Source organism: Aeromonas sp. QDB14 (assembly GCF_027707845.1).
In the GTDB taxonomy this organism is placed as follows: Bacteria; Pseudomonadota; Gammaproteobacteria; order Enterobacterales; family Aeromonadaceae; genus Aeromonas; species Aeromonas caviae.
Genome location: NZ_JAPCJD010000019.1, coordinates 35109 through 51293, shown reverse-complemented (window position 1 = coordinate 51293; position 16185 = coordinate 35109). Strand labels below are relative to the sequence as shown.

The 16185-nt window shown below is 62.1% G+C and carries 16 protein-coding genes, 1 other RNA gene and 1 riboswitch; of the genes, 4 read left to right on the top strand and 13 right to left on the bottom strand.

Going from position 1 to position 16185, the window contains the following annotated elements:
• Positions 1-5: 5 nt before the first annotated feature.
• The 13 genes from fliGL to rsmI form a co-directional block, all read right to left on the bottom strand.
• A complete protein-coding gene (fliGL, locus tag PG887_RS08750; RefSeq protein WP_104454871.1) occupies positions 6-1034 on the bottom strand; it encodes a lateral flagellar motor switch protein FliGL in 1029 nt (342 codons plus the stop codon).
• On the bottom strand, positions 1021-2760 hold the full coding sequence (gene fliFL / locus PG887_RS08745) for a lateral flagellar M-ring protein FliFL (protein WP_408867700.1): 1740 nt from the start codon (positions 2758-2760) through the stop codon (positions 1021-1023). The genes fliGL and fliFL overlap by 14 nt, the downstream gene beginning before the upstream one ends.
• A gap of 18 nt (positions 2761-2778) precedes the next feature.
• Positions 2779-3105, bottom strand: a complete 327-nt coding sequence (gene lfiE / locus PG887_RS08740) for a lateral flagellar hook-basal body complex protein LfiE (protein WP_104454873.1) — start codon at positions 3103-3105, stop codon at positions 2779-2781.
• Positions 3106-3116: 11 nt separating this feature from the next.
• Complete coding sequence (gene lafK / locus PG887_RS08735; protein WP_104454874.1) at positions 3117-4493, bottom strand: lateral flagellar response regulator transcription factor LafK; 1377 nt, start codon at positions 4491-4493, stop codon at positions 3117-3119.
• A 139-nt stretch (positions 4494-4632) separates the two neighbouring features.
• A riboswitch (cyclic di-GMP riboswitch) is annotated at positions 4633-4720 on the bottom strand.
• A gap of 195 nt (positions 4721-4915) precedes the next feature.
• Complete coding sequence (gene lfhA / locus PG887_RS08730) at positions 4916-6991, bottom strand: lateral flagellar biosynthesis protein LfhA (RefSeq protein WP_104454875.1); 2076 nt, start codon at positions 6989-6991, stop codon at positions 4916-4918.
• A 3-nt stretch (positions 6992-6994) separates the two neighbouring features.
• The gene (flhB, locus tag PG887_RS08725) at positions 6995-8131 is read right to left on the bottom strand and encodes a flagellar biosynthesis protein FlhB (protein WP_270821483.1); all 1137 of its coding nucleotides are present in this window, start codon (positions 8129-8131) and stop codon (positions 6995-6997) included.
• Positions 8128-8910, bottom strand: coding sequence for a lateral flagellar biosynthetic protein LfiR (lfiR, locus tag PG887_RS08720; protein WP_270821482.1), 783 nt, complete (start codon positions 8908-8910; stop codon positions 8128-8130). Before lfiR ends, flhB begins: the two co-directional genes overlap by 4 nt.
• Entirely contained in the window at positions 8907-9176 is a 270-nt protein-coding gene (gene fliQ, locus PG887_RS08715; RefSeq protein ID WP_041211832.1) for a flagellar biosynthesis protein FliQ, read from the bottom strand. The genes lfiR and fliQ overlap by 4 nt, the downstream gene beginning before the upstream one ends.
• Before the next feature lies 1 nt (position 9177).
• Positions 9178-9912, bottom strand: coding sequence for a flagellar type III secretion system pore protein FliP (gene fliP, locus PG887_RS08710; protein WP_041211833.1), 735 nt, complete (start codon positions 9910-9912; stop codon positions 9178-9180).
• Complete coding sequence (lfiN, locus tag PG887_RS08705; RefSeq protein ID WP_041211834.1) at positions 9912-10289, bottom strand: lateral flagellar motor switch protein LfiN; 378 nt, start codon at positions 10287-10289, stop codon at positions 9912-9914. Before lfiN ends, fliP begins: the two co-directional genes overlap by 1 nt.
• A gap of 7 nt (positions 10290-10296) precedes the next feature.
• Positions 10297-11172 (bottom strand): lateral flagellar motor switch protein LfiM, encoded by an 876-nt coding sequence (gene lfiM / locus PG887_RS08700; RefSeq protein ID WP_183148999.1) that lies wholly within the window; start codon positions 11170-11172, stop codon positions 10297-10299.
• Positions 11173-11391: 219 nt separating this feature from the next.
• An RNA gene (gene rnpB / locus PG887_RS08695) (RNase P RNA component class A) lies at positions 11392-11778 on the bottom strand.
• A 62-nt stretch (positions 11779-11840) separates the two neighbouring features.
• Positions 11841-12674, bottom strand: a complete 834-nt coding sequence (gene rsmI / locus PG887_RS08690) for a 16S rRNA (cytidine(1402)-2'-O)-methyltransferase (protein WP_052814457.1) — start codon at positions 12672-12674, stop codon at positions 11841-11843.
• Between the two features lie 199 nt (positions 12675-12873).
• Between rsmI and PG887_RS08685 the strand changes: the two genes are divergently transcribed.
• The 4 genes from PG887_RS08685 to dolP are packed head-to-tail and all read left to right on the top strand — an operon-like array spanning position 12874 to position 16160.
• Positions 12874-14664: a penicillin-binding protein activator gene (locus PG887_RS08685; protein ID WP_223952598.1), complete on the top strand. Its 1791-nt coding sequence runs from the start codon at positions 12874-12876 to the stop codon at positions 14662-14664.
• Positions 14573-14977, top strand: a complete 405-nt coding sequence (locus PG887_RS08680) for a YraN family protein (protein WP_410488092.1) — start codon at positions 14573-14575, stop codon at positions 14975-14977. The genes PG887_RS08685 and PG887_RS08680 overlap by 92 nt, the downstream gene beginning before the upstream one ends.
• Positions 14978-14986: 9 nt before the next feature.
• Positions 14987-15577, top strand: coding sequence for a D-sedoheptulose-7-phosphate isomerase (locus PG887_RS08675; protein WP_010675848.1), 591 nt, complete (start codon positions 14987-14989; stop codon positions 15575-15577).
• Between the two features lie 4 nt (positions 15578-15581).
• Entirely contained in the window at positions 15582-16160 is a 579-nt protein-coding gene (gene dolP / locus PG887_RS08670; RefSeq protein WP_010675849.1) for a division/outer membrane stress-associated lipid-binding lipoprotein, read from the top strand.
• The last annotated feature ends 25 nt before the right edge of the window (positions 16161-16185 follow it).

Here is a 16185-nt window from a genome sequence, read left to right as displayed (position 1 = left end):
TCCTGTTAGCTGACGGTGGGCTCTTCGAACAGCTGGAACTCGATCTCGCCCTGCTCCACCAGTTCCCGCACCAGCTTCATCACCTCTTCCCGGGCCTGCTCCACCTTGCGCAGGGAGACGCTGCCCTGATCCTGGATCTGGGCCTCCAGCGCCTGCGCCATTCGCTTCGGCATGGCCCCCAGCACCACCTTGCGGAAACCGGCCTCGGTGTTCTTCAGGGCCAGCGCCAGCAGATCAGCCGGCAGCTCCTGCACCAGGCGCTGCAGGGTGTCGTCGCTCTGGCGACGCAGGGCCATGAAGTCGAACATGTTCTTCTCGATCTCGAGGGCCATCTCGCCGTCGTGCTCCCGCAGCAGGGTGAGCATCTGCTCCTTGTTGCCCTGATAGCGGTTGAGGATGTCGGCCACCTGGCGCACCCCGTTGACCTTGGCGCCGGACTGGTCGGCCACATAGGCGAGGCAGCGATCCAGGGTCAGCCGCAGCTCCCCCAGCACGTGCTCGCTGACCGAGCTGAGGCTGGCAACCCGCACCAGCAGATCGTCGTGGACCGAGCCCGGCAGGGCATCGAGCACGGCCGAGGCGGTCTGGGGCGGCAGGAAGGCGAGCAGCACCGCCTGCATCTGGGGGTGTTCGTTGCGGAAGAAGCGGGCCAGCACATCCGCCGGCACCCATTGCAGGCGCTGGATATCCTGGCTCATCGCATCCCCGTAGAGGCTGTCGAGCAGGCTGCGGGAGAGGCGCTGGCCGAGGGCCAGATCCAGGGTCTGCTCCAGGTATTCCCGGGAGGCGCTGCCGATGCCGCTCTGCTCGCGATACTGAGTGAAGAACTGCTGCAGGGTCCACTTGGCTTCGATCGAGCTCACGCCGGAGAGGCCGGCCATCTTGGAGATGAGGCGCTGCACCTCGTCCCGCGACAGCTTCTGCATCACCTTGGCGGCCGCCTCGGTGCCCATGCTCAGCAGCAGGATGGCGGCCTTCTCGAGGTTGTCGATGTCGATGTCGACCGCGTTCTGATTCAGATTACCGTTGCTCATTGCCGCTCACCCATTGTCTGACCACTTCCGCCACCCGGGCGGTGTCCTTGTCCACCAGCAGTTGCAGGTGCTTGAGCTGGACCTCCAGCTCGGAGCCCGGCTCCGGCAGCGCCTCCAGATCCAGGGAGGAGAACTGGGGCTCCAGCCTGTATTCGGCCTGTTGCAGGCCCTTGCCGGAGGCCGGCACCTCGTGATCCTCATCGCCCTCCCGCCGCATGGCGAGACCGATGCTGGGTTCCTGCTCCTCGTCCGGCTCCTGTCCGGCCTCGGCATCAGGATATTGCTGGGTGCGCACCAGGTGCTTGACCAGGGGACGAATGCCGAAGAACACCAGGGTAAGCCCCAGCAGGCCGCCCACCAGATAGCGCAGGGAATCCTGCCAGTAGGGGGTCTCCAGCCAGCTCGACTCCGGCGGTGTCACCGGCTCGGCACCGGTGAAATCGAACACCTGCAGGCTGATCTGGTCGCCACGGGCGCTGTCGAAGCCCACCGAGCGTTCCACCATCTGGCGGATCTGTTCCAGCTGCTCGGCACTCCAGCCCCCTTTGGGGCCGATCTGCTGATTGAGTAGGATGGAGACGTTCATCCGCTCCAGCCGCCCCTGCTGGTAGCGGGTATGCACTATGGTGCGGCTGTTTTCATACTGCTTGCTGACCTCCTGCCGCTCGGTGCGGGTGTCGTTCTTGGCAGGCTCCTGTGCCTTGTTCTCCTCGGTGGCAGCCTGATCGGTCTGGGGTGCCGTTTCCGGGGGGCGGTTGGAGAGGGCCCCCGGGATGCCGAGGGCCAGGGCATCTATGGTCTTGTCGGACTTGTTGGATTCCTTGGTCACCACACCATTGGGATCCAGCTGCTGCTGGGTCTCCTCCACCGCATTGAAGTTGACGTCTGCGGCGATCTGCACCCGGAAGTTGCCGGTGCCCAGCATGGGATAGAGCATGTCATTGGCGCGCTGGCGGATGTACTGCTCCAGCTTGCGCACGTATTCCATCTGCTGGACGCTCTGCTTGCCGAACCCGGCCTTGTCCCCCAGCTCGGCGCTCAGCAGCTGGCCCGCCTGATCCACCACGGTCACGGCGCCGGGCTTCATGCCGGAGATGCTGCCCGCCACCAGGTTGGCGATCGCCTCCACCTGGCCCGGCTCCATGGATTGCCCGGGTTGCAGATCCAGCATCACGGAGGCGCTGGGCTTCTCCTCGTCACGGCCGACGAACAGGGTCCGCTTCGGGATGGCCAGATGCACCCGGGCACTACGCACCGCGTCGAGGGAGATGATGGTTCTGGCCAGCTCTCCCTCCAGGGCATGGCGGTAGCGCGCTCCTTCCATGAACTCGCTGGTGCCGAGGCCGGTGACATTGTCCAGCCCCTCCAGGCCCGCCGGCATGGCCGCCCGGACCCCCCGCGCCGCCAGCGCCATACGCACGTGGGCCAGCTGGCTCTCCGGCACCAGGATCTGGCCCGAGCTCTTCTCCAGCCGAAAAGGCACCTGCTCCTTCTCCAGCATCTCCATGATGTTGGCGGTGTCGTAGAGCTCCTGCTTGCCGTAGAGGGGCACATAGTTCTTGCTGGAGGTCCAGAGGATCACCACTATGGTGGCGGCGACCACGGCGGCCAGCAGGGCGATGGTGAGGATGGACTTGTTGTCCCGCGACAGGGTGCGCCAGTTGCGCATCCCTTCCTGTACCCGGGCGATCAGGGAGCCGGACGCCCCCGGCGAGGATGATACCAGTTCAGTCATGACCTACCCTCAGAGCGGCATGCGCATGATGTCATCGAAGCCGGTCATCAGTTTGTTGCGCACCTGCATCAGGGCGGAAAAACTGAGGCCTGCCTTCTGGCTGGCCACCATGGCCCCCACCAGATCGTCGCTCTGACCGGCGTCGACGGCGGTCATCAGCCTGGAGGCGATATTCTGCTGCTCGTTAACGCGGCCGACGACGTCGCGCATGGCGTCGCTGAACGAGACGGCAGACGCCTCGTTCGGCTCGATGGAAGGGGTTTGGCTGGCGACTCGCTGCATTTCCTGCATCTGCTGCAGGAGCGTCACCTGTGATGACATCATCTCAATCTTCACTCGGTTATCCCTTAGTTTTGTATCTGCTGCTCGACATCGATGCCCTGCTCGCGCATGGCAGCCAGCTTGTATCTAAGTGCCCGGGTCGTCATCCCGAGGGCCTCGGCCGTGCGTGTCCGGTGACCACGGAAACGGCGCAACGTCTCAAGGACGAATTGAAATTCGGCATGCCGCTTGGTCTCGTTGAGCCCCTCCGGGGCCGCGAGCGTCTGCGGCTGCGGGGGATCGGCTTCGGCGGCGTAATGGGGCAGCATCAGATCGACGGCCTGAATATGCAATCCGCGAGCCATAATTAGCGCGCGCTGGATGACGTTATCCAGCTCCCGCACATTGCCCGGCCAGTCGTAGGAGAGCAGCTGCCTGCGCGCACTCTCTCCGAGGCGATACCCCTGCTGTGCGGCGTAGCGTTCGATGAAGTATTCCGCCAGAGGCAGGATGTCATCCCGCCGCTCCCGCAGGGCGGGCCAGCTCATGGGCAGCACGTCGAGCCGGTAGAAGAGATCCTCGCGAAACGCCCCCCGCAGCACCAGCTCCCTCAGATCCCGGTTGCTGGCGGCGATGATCCGCACATCCAGCGGGATCACCTGGTGGCTGCCCAGCCGCTCGACCTCCTTCTCCTGCAGCACCCGCAGCAGCTTGGCCTGCAGCGCCAGCGGCAGCTCGGAGATCTCGTCGAGCAGCAGGGTGCCGCCCTGGGCCAGCTCGAACTTGCCCTGCTGGCTGGCCGTCGCCCCGGTGAAGGCCCCCTTGCTGTGGCCAAAGAGAATGGATTCGAGCATGGCCTCGGGGATGGCCGCGCAGTTGATGGCCACGAAGGGTTTGGCCGCCCGGCTGGACATCTCGTGGATGTAGCGGGCCAGCCGCTCCTTGCCCGTCCCCGACTCGCCGCCGATGAGGATGGTGGCCGAGGTCTTGGCCGCCCGCCTGGCGAGCTGCAGCACCTGCAGGCTCTGGGGGGAGGTGGCGATCAGGTTGGGGATGGCCTGGCGCAGGCGCAGGGCTCCCCTGACCACATCGAGGATCTGTCGCTGGCTGAAGGGCTTGATGATGTAGTCGATGGCGCCGGCCCGCATGGCCTCGGCCGCCAGATAGGCCTGGTGCTCGTTGACCAGGATGACGCAGTCGGTTCCCGCCAGCGTCTGCACCATGGCAGGCCCGGCCTCGGTCATGACCGCCATGTCGAGCAGGATGAGATCGGCAGAATGGTTCGAGAGAAATTGCTTTGCCAGCGTCACTGAATCCAGACAGGAAACACGATAACCGGAATTCAACAATATATCCCCAATATTGTTTCCATTTGATAACGATGAGGAGACCAATAATAAATGCGCACGCGCTTCAATACCGACGGGTATTGAATTTTCCTTGATAGATAAATCAGAAATCATATAAACCCGAACCTGTGATTGCACATGAATCAATCAACAGAACTGACACCTGAAAAATGAAGACATACCGGAGACAGAGCAGCGCTTCTTATTGAGCGTTTACCCTGTATTGGTATAAAAACAAGGCGGGAATCATGGCCTTGGTAACCCCGCTATCATTAGCATCAATGCTGTTAGACCGGAGGCTTTGCGTCCTGACTTTTCAGTTCAGTTTGCCTTTATCATGCGACGACCCGTATTTGGATGGCATGGCTTTGTGATCCTTCAAGCCATGAGACACATCTGACTGTTTCTATTTTAATTTTTCACTGTCAGTCTGTGTCGCGTCAAAAGCCGTCACATCATAACGGCTTTATATGACAATTCAAGCAGATATGCGGAATAGCCTCTTCCTGCCGGCAGAGGGCCAAGGCAATTCAACTTCAGCCCAGGGTCCCAATCACCTCGACCCGCAATTCTTCCGGAATCTCGTTATAAGAGAGTACTTTGAGCCCTTTCGAGAAGGAGCGGGCATAACGGGCGATCAGAGGCCTGAGCTGGGGCATGACCACCAGCACGGGCGCATATCCCTGTTGCTGCAGTTGCTCCTTCACCAGCGGCATGTTCTGCTGCAACTGCGCCAGCAACTGGGGATCGACCGGGAAGCTGTCCAACTGGATCTTGCCCTGCTGCTGTGACTGGCTCATGGCCGTCAGCAGGGTCTGCTCCAGCCGGTCATCCAGGGTGAAGGCCGCCAGCACGTCGCGGGACCCTATCGCCTGTCTGACGATCTGGCGCTTCAGTGCGCAGCGCACATCGGACGCCAACAGGACGGGATCCTTGGTCAGCTCGCTCGCATCCAGCAAGGTGGTGGCGATGGTGCGGATATCGGTGAGGCTGATCTGCTCCTTGAGCAACTGGCGGAAGACCCGCAGCTGCTGCATCTGGGTCAGGGCCAGATTGAGCTCTTCCGCAAGACGGGGGGACTGAGTCGCCAGATGCTGACCCAGCTTGCCCACCTCGTCATGACCAAACAGGCCGTCGAGCTGCTCCCTGAGCAGCTTGCTGGCGTGAGTCGCGATGACGGTGGCGGAATCCACCACCGAGTAGCCCAGATTGAGGGCCTTGGCCTTGTTGTCCGGCGAAATCCAGACCGCACTCATGCCATAGGCAGGATCCTGTGTCAGCTCGCCATCCAGGGCGCCATAGGTCTCACCGCTGCTGATGGCCATCAACCGCTGGCAATCCACATTGCCCGAGGCCAAAGGGATGCCGGAGAGCTTGATGCGGTACTGGTCCGGCTGCAATTGCAGGTTGTCCCTCACCCGGATCTCGGGCAGCAGGAAGCCGTACTGCTCGGAGAGTGTCTTGCGAATACCGCGCACCCGGGCCAGCAGCTCGGCCCCCTTGTCCGCCTCCGCCAGTGGTACCAGGCGATAACCCAGTTCGATGGCGACCGCATCCACCGGGGGCAGATCCTGCCACTCCAGTCCCTGGGGCTCCGGCTGCACCATCTGGCGCGTCAGCGCCTCGGCCGCATCCAGCGCGGGATCCTGCACCCGGCGCTTGCTGACGCTCCAGCCGGTCCAGGCCAGCACGGCCGCAAAGCTGAGGAAGGCCAGCATGGGCATGCCGGGAACCAGCCCCAGGATCAGCATGACGGTCGCCGCCGTGTAGATCACCCGAGGAGAGGCCAGGATCTGCTGGCCAACCTGATCCGACATCTCCCCTTCGTCACTCACGCGGGTGACGATGATGGCTGCCGCCGTGGACATCAGCAGGGAGGGAATCTGGGCGACCAGACCGTCACCTATGGTGAGCAGGGCATAGATGCGGAAGGCATCGGAAACCGGCAGCGAGTGCTGGAAGATGCCGATGGCCAGGCCCCCCACCAGGTTGATGATGAGCACCAGCAGACCGGCGATGGCGTCACCACGCACGAACTTGGAGGCCCCGTCCATAGCCCCGTAGAAGTCCGCTTCCCTGGCGATCTCCTCCCGCCTTGCCCGTGCCTGGTGCTGATCTAGGGTCCCCGCATTGAGGTCGGCGTCGATGGCCATCTGCTTTCCCGGCATGGCGTCCAGGGTGAAGCGGGCGGACACTTCCGAGATCCGCTCGCCCCCCTTGGTGATCACCACGAAGTTGATGATCATCAGAATGACGAAGACCACCAGACCCACCACGTAGTTGCCACCGATGACCACTTCGCCGAAGGCCTGGATCACCTTGCCGGCCGCTTCGTTGCCCTCATGGCCGTGCAGCAGCACCACCCGGGTGGAGGCGACGTTGAGTGAGAGCCGCATCAGGGTCGCCACCAACAGCACGGTCGGGAAGACGGAGAAGTCGAGGGGCCGGCGGGCCGAGACGGAGACCAGCAGCACCAGCACCGCCAGCACGATGTTGAAGGTGAACAGGGCATCCAGCAGCCAGCCCGGCAGAGGCAGTATCATCATCGCCAGGATGGCCAGCAGCATCATGGGGATGGCTGTATAGGATTGGGTAAAGACACGCCAGTTCACAACTTACCTCTCAGGTTGACGTAATTCGGGCGGTACGTGCAGGGGGGCAAGGGGATTGGGTTTCCTGCCCTTGCCAGCCTCATAGGCCCGTAGCTGCAATACATGGTTCAATACATAGGCGACCGCGGTGTACAGACCCGCCGGCACTTCCTGATCCACCCGGGTGGAGTAGTAGATGGCCCGGGTCAGCTCGGGCAGGCTCATCACCCGCTTGTCATGGGCTTTGGCCACCTCGCGGATCCGCTCCGCCATACCGTCCACCCCCTTGGCAATCACATAGGGGGCGTTGGCCCGCTCGGGATCGTACTTGATGGCCACCGCATAATGGGTCGGGTTCACTATGATGACATCGGCCTGGGGCACCCGCTGTTCGATGCGGGCCCTGGCCAGCATCCCCTGCACCTGGCGGATCCTCGCCTTGATCTCCGGACGCCCCTCGCTGTTCTTGTGCTCGTCCTTGACCTCCTGCTTGGTCATCTTCAACTGCTTGTTCAAGGACCAGCGCTGGTAGGGCACATCCAGCACCGCGATGAGCATCTGCACACTGCCTAGCAAGATGAATGCCTGGGAGAGGATCCGCAGCGCCTGTTCCATGGCCGTCTGGGGCGGCATGCGGTTCATCATCATCAGGGTGGGCCACTGGTGCTGGAGCATCATGGCCAGGGTGCCGCCGATCAGCAGCACCTTGAGCAGGGATTTCAGAAGTTCCATCAGACTGTGGGTGGAGAACATCCGCTTGAGCCCCTTGAGCGGGTTGAGCTTCTCCCCGCTTGGCATCAGCTTCTTCCAGACCAGCACCATGCCGCCAGGCACGCTACTGAGCAGCACCAGCAGCAGGGCCAGCACGCCGAACAGAGGCAGCAGCACCCACAGCATCCCGATCAGGGCGTCCGCGGTCCACTGGATCATCATCTGGGGATCCCGTGCCCCCTGCCAGTTGAAACGCTGGGGCTGCTTCATCAGCTCGGCAAAGAAGAGCCCGAAACTCGGTACCATCCACTGCATGACCAGACCGCCGACGAGCAGCAGGCCGGCCGAGCTCAACTCCCTGGAACGTGCAATCTGGCCCTCTTCCCGCGCCTTGCGCCGTTTCTGGGAAGAGGCCTCTTCGGTTTTGTCCTGGGCGCTGTGCTGGCTCATGTCGGCGTCAATGCCCTGAGCTGGGTCAGCACGTAACCGACCAGATTCAGGTAGCGGGCCGGGACGCCGCTGATGGAGATGGCCATGGTGAGCAGCCCCAGCAGCAACGTCATGGGGAAGCCCAGAGAGAAGATGTTCAGGGAAGGGGCCGTACGATTGAGCACCCCGAAGGTGAGGTTCACCATCAGCATGGCCACCACGGCAGGCAGGGTCAGGATGAGGGCAGCTCCGATGCTCCAGCCAAACAAGCCGATGACCCCCTTCAGATCGAGGACGTAGAGCGAGGTTCCCGGCGGCCAGGTGCGCAGGCTCTGCACCAGGACGTCCAAAGTCACCAGATGGCCGTTCAGACCGAGGAACAACAGGGAGCAGAAGACCAGCATGATCTGGCTGACGATGGGCGCCGTGTCTCCGTTGGAAGGATCGTTCATCACCGCCATCCCCAACCCCATCTGCATGGAGAGGATCTGCCCCGCCATGGTCATCACCATGAACAGCATCTGTATGCAGAGCCCAAACAGCAGACCGAACAGCAACTGCTCCAGGGTCAGCACCACCATGCCGGCACTGAGGGGATCCAGCGCCGGCATGCCTTTCATCATGGGGGCGATCAGCAGACTGATGACGAAGGCCAGCAGGATGCGAACCTGTGCAGGCACCCGGCCGTCGCCGAATACCGGCATCACCCAGAAGGCGGCCGCGATGCGAATGAAGGGCCACCACCACTGTCCCAGCCAGGCGGTCAGCTCGGCCGCACTGAACGACAGCAGGGAGTTCATCCGATAAGCCCGGGGATCTTCTGGAACAGGTCGGCGAACAGGGTGGTGATCTGCGACAGCAGCCAGTTTCCCGTGAAGATGAGGGTCAGCAGGGTCACGATGAAACGGGGCAGGAAGCTCAGTGTCTGTTCCTGGATCTGGGTCGCCGCCTGGAAGATGCTGACCACCAGCCCGACGATGAGACCGGGCACGATCAGCACCGAGACCATGATGACCACCAGGTTCACGGCCCCGCCCACCAGGGCCACACTCTGCTCGGGGGTCACGTCAGCCTCCCCCGCCGAAACTGGCCGCCAGGGTACCAACCGTCATGGACCAGCCATCCACCAGCACGAAGACCATCAACTTGAATGGCAGCGAGATGATGAGAGGGGAGAGCATCATCATCCCCATGGCCATCAACACGCTGGCGACCACCAGATCGATGACCAGAAAGGGGATGAACAGCATGAAACCTATCTGGAAGGCGGTGTTCAGCTCGCTCAGCACGAAGGCCGGCAACAGCACGCCGAACGGCACCTCGCTCTTGGCGAGGGTGGTCGGCTCTCCGGAGATGCGCAGCATCTGCTCGAGATCCGGCTCCCGGGTCTGGGCCAGCATGAATTGGCGCAGCGGTTTTTCGGCGCGGGCCAGCCCTTCCGTCAACGTAATTTCGTTCTGGTCGTATGGCACGAAGGCGTTCTGGTACATCTCGGTCCAGACCGGCCTCATGATCACCAGGGTCAGGATCAGGCTGATGCCGATCAGCACCCGGTTGGGTGGGCTTTGCTGCAATCCCAGGGCCTGACGCAGGATGGCCAGCACTATGATGATCCGGGTAAAACTGGTCATCATCAGCAGCAGGGTCGGCAGCAGACCCAGCAGGGTCATGAAGAAGAGGATCTGCAGCTTGACGCTGTAGTCCTCTCCCCCTGCTTCGCTCGGCGATACCGAGAACAGCGTCATGTCCGCGCCCCAGCTCGGCAACGCCAGCAGGAGCAGGGCAACCAGCAGGTAACGCATCAGTCGTTCATGCCGCCCAGCAATTTGGTGTCCACGACATCCACCAGCCGCAGCCCGTATTTGCCGTTGACCACCACCACCTCTCCCCTGGCCAGCAGGCGCCCGTTGACGCGGACATCCAGCGGCTCGCCCGCCAGCTTGTCCAGCTCGATGACGGCCCCCTCTTCCACCTTCATCAGCTCGCCCAGCGCCACCTCGGTGCTGGCCACTTCCAGCGTCACCTTGACCGGAATGTGGTGAAAGAAGGAGAGATCCCGCTGCTTGGTACTGCTGGTCGGCGCCATGTAGTCGGCCGCACTCGGCATGCTGATGTCGTCCCCAAACAGCTGATCCAGGCCATCCAGATCCAGCGGGTCATTCATGTTGTGCTCGTTCACGATTCGACTACTCCTCTACCACTGTTGCGACCTGGTACACCAGGCTGCCTTTATGTTCGGCAATGCGTCCATTGAAACAGGGGCGCTGGCCGATCAGGGCCGGCACCACCTCGGGTAAATCCAGCGAGAGCACGTCTCCCACCTTGAGGCATTCGAGATCCGCCAGCGTCATGGACATCTGCCCCATGACTACCCGCAGCCGCACCGGCACCTGGATCAGCGCCTCTTCCAGTTGCGCCACCTGCACACGCTGACCTTCAGCGATACCGGGCGCCTCTTCGGGGGGCGCCAGCCAGAACTGCCAATCGTGCTGGCTGCCACCGGCCAGCATACTGGCCTGCGCCTTCCAGAGCGGGCCTGCTGGCAGGGCCTCCCGGGAGATCAGATTCAGCTGCCAGGAGAGGTCTCCCTGACCTTGACAGGTCGACCAGATTTCCACCTGGTACTGGCACAGCCGCAGCAGCAGTCGCTGTTCGGTGTCGGTCAATCCCCTGCCATGGGGTGCCGTGGCCCCCTTGTGTTGCAGAGTGCCGCCGAAAAACAGCACGGCAAGCCGATAGATGACCGCAGGAGAGATGGAGAAAAAGGCGACACGCTGGGCATCCAGAGGAGTACGGGCTTCGACCCAGACCTGATGATCATCCTCCTCTTGCGGCAACGCAGAAGAAAAGTCCTGGTAACCCAGATCGCAATCCGCCGCATTGAACAACTGGGCCATGCAGCCCGATGCCTGCTGGGAAAAAACGCTCAGTTGGGTGTTGAGTTGCCTGAGACGGGCCTGGTTGGCCCTCTCGACCCCCAGCAAGTCATATTGAGGCAGGGCTCTGCCCCGCTCGGCACAGATCAACCGGGAAGGGGTGTGCATTACGCCGCTTGATGACATTACAAATCCACCTTTGCCATTTTCATCTCGTCCTGCTGCATGGAGACATGCCGGCTCCATGATCGATACCGATAGCCCAGACGACACAGAGCGACCGAAAGGGGCGAGAACTTTATTACAAAACCCCAAAAGGCGCCACGCGACCGCGTGACCAGCCGAAAATAAAAATCCCGGCACCAAAAGGTGCCGGGATTTCGAGGTAATCACTTACCAGAAAGAGGTCGGAGTCGGCCTGTAAGCCGGGTTCTGTACCGGGTTGCCCCGGGTAGCAATCATTCCTCTAGGCCAGCAATCGCTCGCTGGCTCAAGCAACCTACCCGCCCCCAACGCGGGCCGCGCCAATAGGGGCCTATTTGGTCTTGCTTCGGGTGGAGTTTACCGTGCCACGAACTGTTGCCAGTCGCGCGGTGCGCTCTTACCGCACCCTTTCACCCTTACCTGATCCCTTGCGGGCCATCGGCGGTCTGCTCTCTGTTGCACTGGTCGTAGGCTCGCGCCCCCCAGGCGTTACCTGGCACCCTGCCCTGTGAAGCCCGGACTTTCCTCCCCTCCGCCCGTCTGTCCCGAGGGACACAACGACGAAGCAGCGATTGCCCAGCCAACTCCGAGGCGCGTATTATAGCCTCGCGAGACGGACGGGGTAAACCGTCAATTCCGGTTTACGGCAATTAATAGTGCTCGAGACCGTATTTGTAGAGGGCGTTCTTCTTCACCCCGTGGATCTCGGCGGTGAGGGCCGCAGCCTTCTTGAGGGGCAGCTCGCTGACCAGCAGGCCCAGGGTGCGGATCGCCTCCGCAGGCAACTCGTCATCCACCTTGCTGGCACCGGCGACCACCAGCACGATCTCCCCGCGGCAACGGTTATCGTCCTCTCCGAGCCAGGCCAGCATCTCGGAGGCGGGCAGACCGTGGATGGACTCGAAGGTCTTGGTCAGCTCGCGGCACACCACCACCTGGCGCTCGCCAAGGATGCGAGCAATCGCTTCCACGGTATCCTGCACCCGGCGCGGCGATTCGTAGAACACCAGAGAGCGGGTGTCTTCGATGACGGCTTGCAGGCGATCATCCCGCCCCTTGGCCTTGGCCGGCAGGAAACCCTCGAAGGCGAAGCGGTCGGTGGGCAGCCCGGCGGCGGACAGCGCCGTGATGGCAGCGCAGGGACCGGGCAGCGGCACCACCTTGACCCCGGCTTCGCGACAACGGGTGACCAGATGATAACCGGGGTCGCTGATGAGCGGCGTCCCCGCATCGGAGACCAGGGCCACGCTCTTGCCCTCCTTGATGCGGGCGATCAGCACATCCGCCTTTTGCTGCTCGTTGTGATCGTGCAGGGCAAAGGTCGGTACCGAGATCTGGTAGTGGCTGAGCAGGATCCCGGTATGCCGGGTATCCTCGGCGGCCACCAGATCGACGCTGCGCAGCACGTCCAGTGCTCGCTGGGTGATGTCGGCCAGATTGCCGATCGGAGTGGGGACTATATACAGGGTTGGGATGTCACTCATGGGAGCTCCGAGTGTCCCGACAATTGTGTCGCCATATTGGCCCGTTTACACTATGGAGAATTTCAACACTGGTCGGGGAATGAACTTGAACCGGGTTATAAAGCAGCTAAGTGTATCACGACTCTTCGGCATCCTACTCGCGGCAGTCCTGCTCGCCGCCTGTGCGTCGGAGCCCAATCAATCTTCCGGACAACCCGGCATGCCGTCAGCCTTCTCGGATCTGACCAAGAATGCCCAGTGGTATCTGGAGCAGGTGGATCCCGCCAAACCGGCAGAGGCCTTCGTGTGGCAGATGATGGCGGCGCGCAGCTATCTGGCGCTCGGCCAGGCCAAACCGGCTGCCGCCCTGTATCAGCAGTTGCAGAAGCAGGCGAAGAGCCCGGAGCAGCAGGCGCAGTTGCAACTGCTGCAGGCACACCTGCTGCTCGCCCAGGGCAACGCCAACCAGGCGCTGATCCTGCTGGAAGGCAAGCCGGATGTGGTGCTGGATGCCGATACCCAGAAGGACTGGTACCGCCAGCGCGTGGTGCTGCAGCTCGACATCAACAACAAGTTTGGTGCGGCCAAGTCGCTGATCCTGCTAGAACCTTATCTGGCCAAGAATGAGCTGGCCACCAATCACCAGCAGATCTGGTCACTGCTGAAAAGCATGACCCCCTCCACCCTGCAGGCGCTCGAAGAGGAGCCAGCTCCCGATGTGACCACCGGCTGGCTGCGTCTTGCGGCGCTGGTGAACGAGTTCGGGGCACAGCCGAGCCAGCTGGCCCGCCAGCTTGCCGGCTGGAAGCAGAGCTTCCCTAACCACCCTGCCCAGAGCGACATGCCGGCCGGCCTTGGGGATCTCGCTATCACGGACAACGGTTCGCTGCAGCAGATCGCCGTCTTCCTGCCGCTCTCCGGCAACCTGGAAGCCCAGGGCGCAGCCATCCGCAACGGCATGCTGATGTCCTACAAGGAAAATCAGAGCCAGTTCACCCTGAACTTCTACGATACCCAGGGCAAGGCAATGGGGGACCTCTACAAGCAGGCGATTCAGGAAGGGGCCAACATGATCATCGGCCCCCTGCTCAAGGATCAGGTGGAGGAGCTGCTCAAGTCGAATCCGACCGTGCCGGTACTGGCGCTCAACGAGCTGGACAAGCCGATCGTCAACGACAACACCTTCTATTTCTCGCTCTCCGCCGCTGCCGATGCGAGCCAGGCGGCCCAGTACCTCTATGGTCAGGGCTACCGCAAGCCGCTGCTGATCGCGGCACAAGGCCGGATTGGCTACAGCAGTATCAAGGCGTTTGAACAGGCCTGGGCCGGCGTCAGCCAGGAGAAGCCCGTGGTTGCCACCTTCGGGGCACGCAACGAAGTGCAGGGCATGGTCAAGAACGCTCTGAGCGGCCGTTCCACCGCACGAGCCGGGGAGATTGTCCAGCTGTCCGATGCCGCGCCGCGCAGCATCGACGCCGTCTATGTGGTGGCCAACAGCCTGGAGACCCGGATGATCAAGCCCTATGTGGACATCTCGGTCAACCCCATGGGCAGCCTGCCCATCTACAGCAGCTCTCGGGGATACGACGGCGGGACGACCGAGGTAGCCTCCGAGCTCAACGGCATGCATATCTCCGACATGCCACTGCTGCTGGGTGGCTTCGAGACGCAGCGTGAACAGATTGCCCTGCTCTGGCCCCAGACCCAGGGCGACCTGCTGCGCCTGTTCGCCCTCGGCTACGATGCCGTCAGCCTGGCAGGCAACCTGCCGCAAATGCGCAAGGTCAATGCTATGCAGCAACCCGGCATGAGTGGCCAGCTGAGCGTGGATCCCCAGGGCAACATAGTGCGCATGCTGGACTGGGCCACCTACCAGAATGGCAAGCTGGTCAGCGACAGCGCCGCCCCCCAGCTGGAGGATGCGACTCATGAAGAGGCTACTGACACAACTTCACCAGCAGTGGTTGAACCTGTTGCCGTCGGCAGCGACGAGCAAGGGACAACACTTTGAGCAAATAGCGGAACACTGGTTGCAGGCCCGAGGCCTGCAACCCGTGACCCGCAACTACCGCTGCCGTGGCGGCGAGATCGATCTCATCATGCGCCAGGGGGATACCCTGGTGTTCGTTGAAGTGAGATATCGCGCCAACGCCACCCATGGCGGTGCAGCCAGCTCGGTCACCCGGCGCAAGCAGCACAAGATCGTGCTGGCCGCGCGCCACTATTTCAAGCAACATGCCATCAATGAGGCCAACCAGGCCTGTCGATTCGATGTGATCGCGTTCGAGGGCGACCAGCCGGACTGGATCCAGAACGCGTTTTAAGAGGACCCCATGACTGATCCCATCAAAGAGAATTACACCGAAAGCATCCAGACCAAGATAGCTGCCGCCGAAGCACTGCCGGATGCCATCCATACGGCAGCCCAGATGCTGACCATCTGCCTGCTCAATGGCCACAAGGTGATGGCATGTGGCAATGGTCCCTCCTCGGCATTGGCACAGCTGTTCATTTCCGAACTGGTGAACTGCTATGAAACTCCTCGCCCCTCCCTGCCCGGTCTCGCCCTGACGCCTGACATGGCGACCATCAGCGCCATCGCCACGGATCACGGTTTCGAAGAGGTCTATGCCAAACAGATACGTGCTCTGGGACAACCAGGCGACATCCTGGTGGTCATCACCACGACAGGCAACAGCCGCAGCCTCATCAAGGCTGCGGAGGCCGCCCTCTCCCGCGACATGACCATCATTGTTCTCGGTGGCGGAGACGGGGGAGAGATCGCCGGTCTGCTGGGCCCCAATGACGTGGAGATCCGCGTTCCTTCCGCTCGCCGTCCTCGTATTCTGGAAGTGAACCTGTTGACCCTGCACTGTCTCTGTGATCTCATCGACCAGACACTTTTCCCGCAACAGGAAGACTGAAACCATGAAGAAGCCTATTCTAGCTCTTGCCCTGCTGACCGGCGTCCTGCTGCTGCAAGGCTGTGCTGCCGTGGTGGTCGGTGGCGCGGCTGGCACCGCCAAGGCGAGCGGCGATCGCCGCACCCTGGGTGCCCAGTGGGACGATCAGACCATAGAGCTGAAAGCCGCCAACCTGTTGGCCGACAACAAGCCCCTGAGCGCCGCCAGCAAGATCAGTGTCTACAGCAACAACGGCCGTGTGCTGCTGGTGGGTCAGACACCCTCTGACGCTTACAAACAGGAAGCGGGCAGAATCGTGAGCCGGATTGAAGGGGTTCGCCATGTCTACAACGAGCTGCGCCTTGGCAAACCAGTCAGCATCGGCGTGCGCAGCAATGACACCTGGATCACCTCCAAGGTGCGGGCCGACATGCTGGGCACCAAGAACTTCGACAGCGCCAAGGTGAAGGTTGTCACCGAGAATGGCGAGGTATTTCTCATTGGGTTGGTCACCCGCCAGGAAGGGGATCAGGCCGTGGAAATCGCCCGCCACGTCAGCGGCGTTAAGCAGGTGATCAAAGCCTTCGAGTTTGCCCAGAATTGACCATCTGGCAGGATGAAAAAACGCA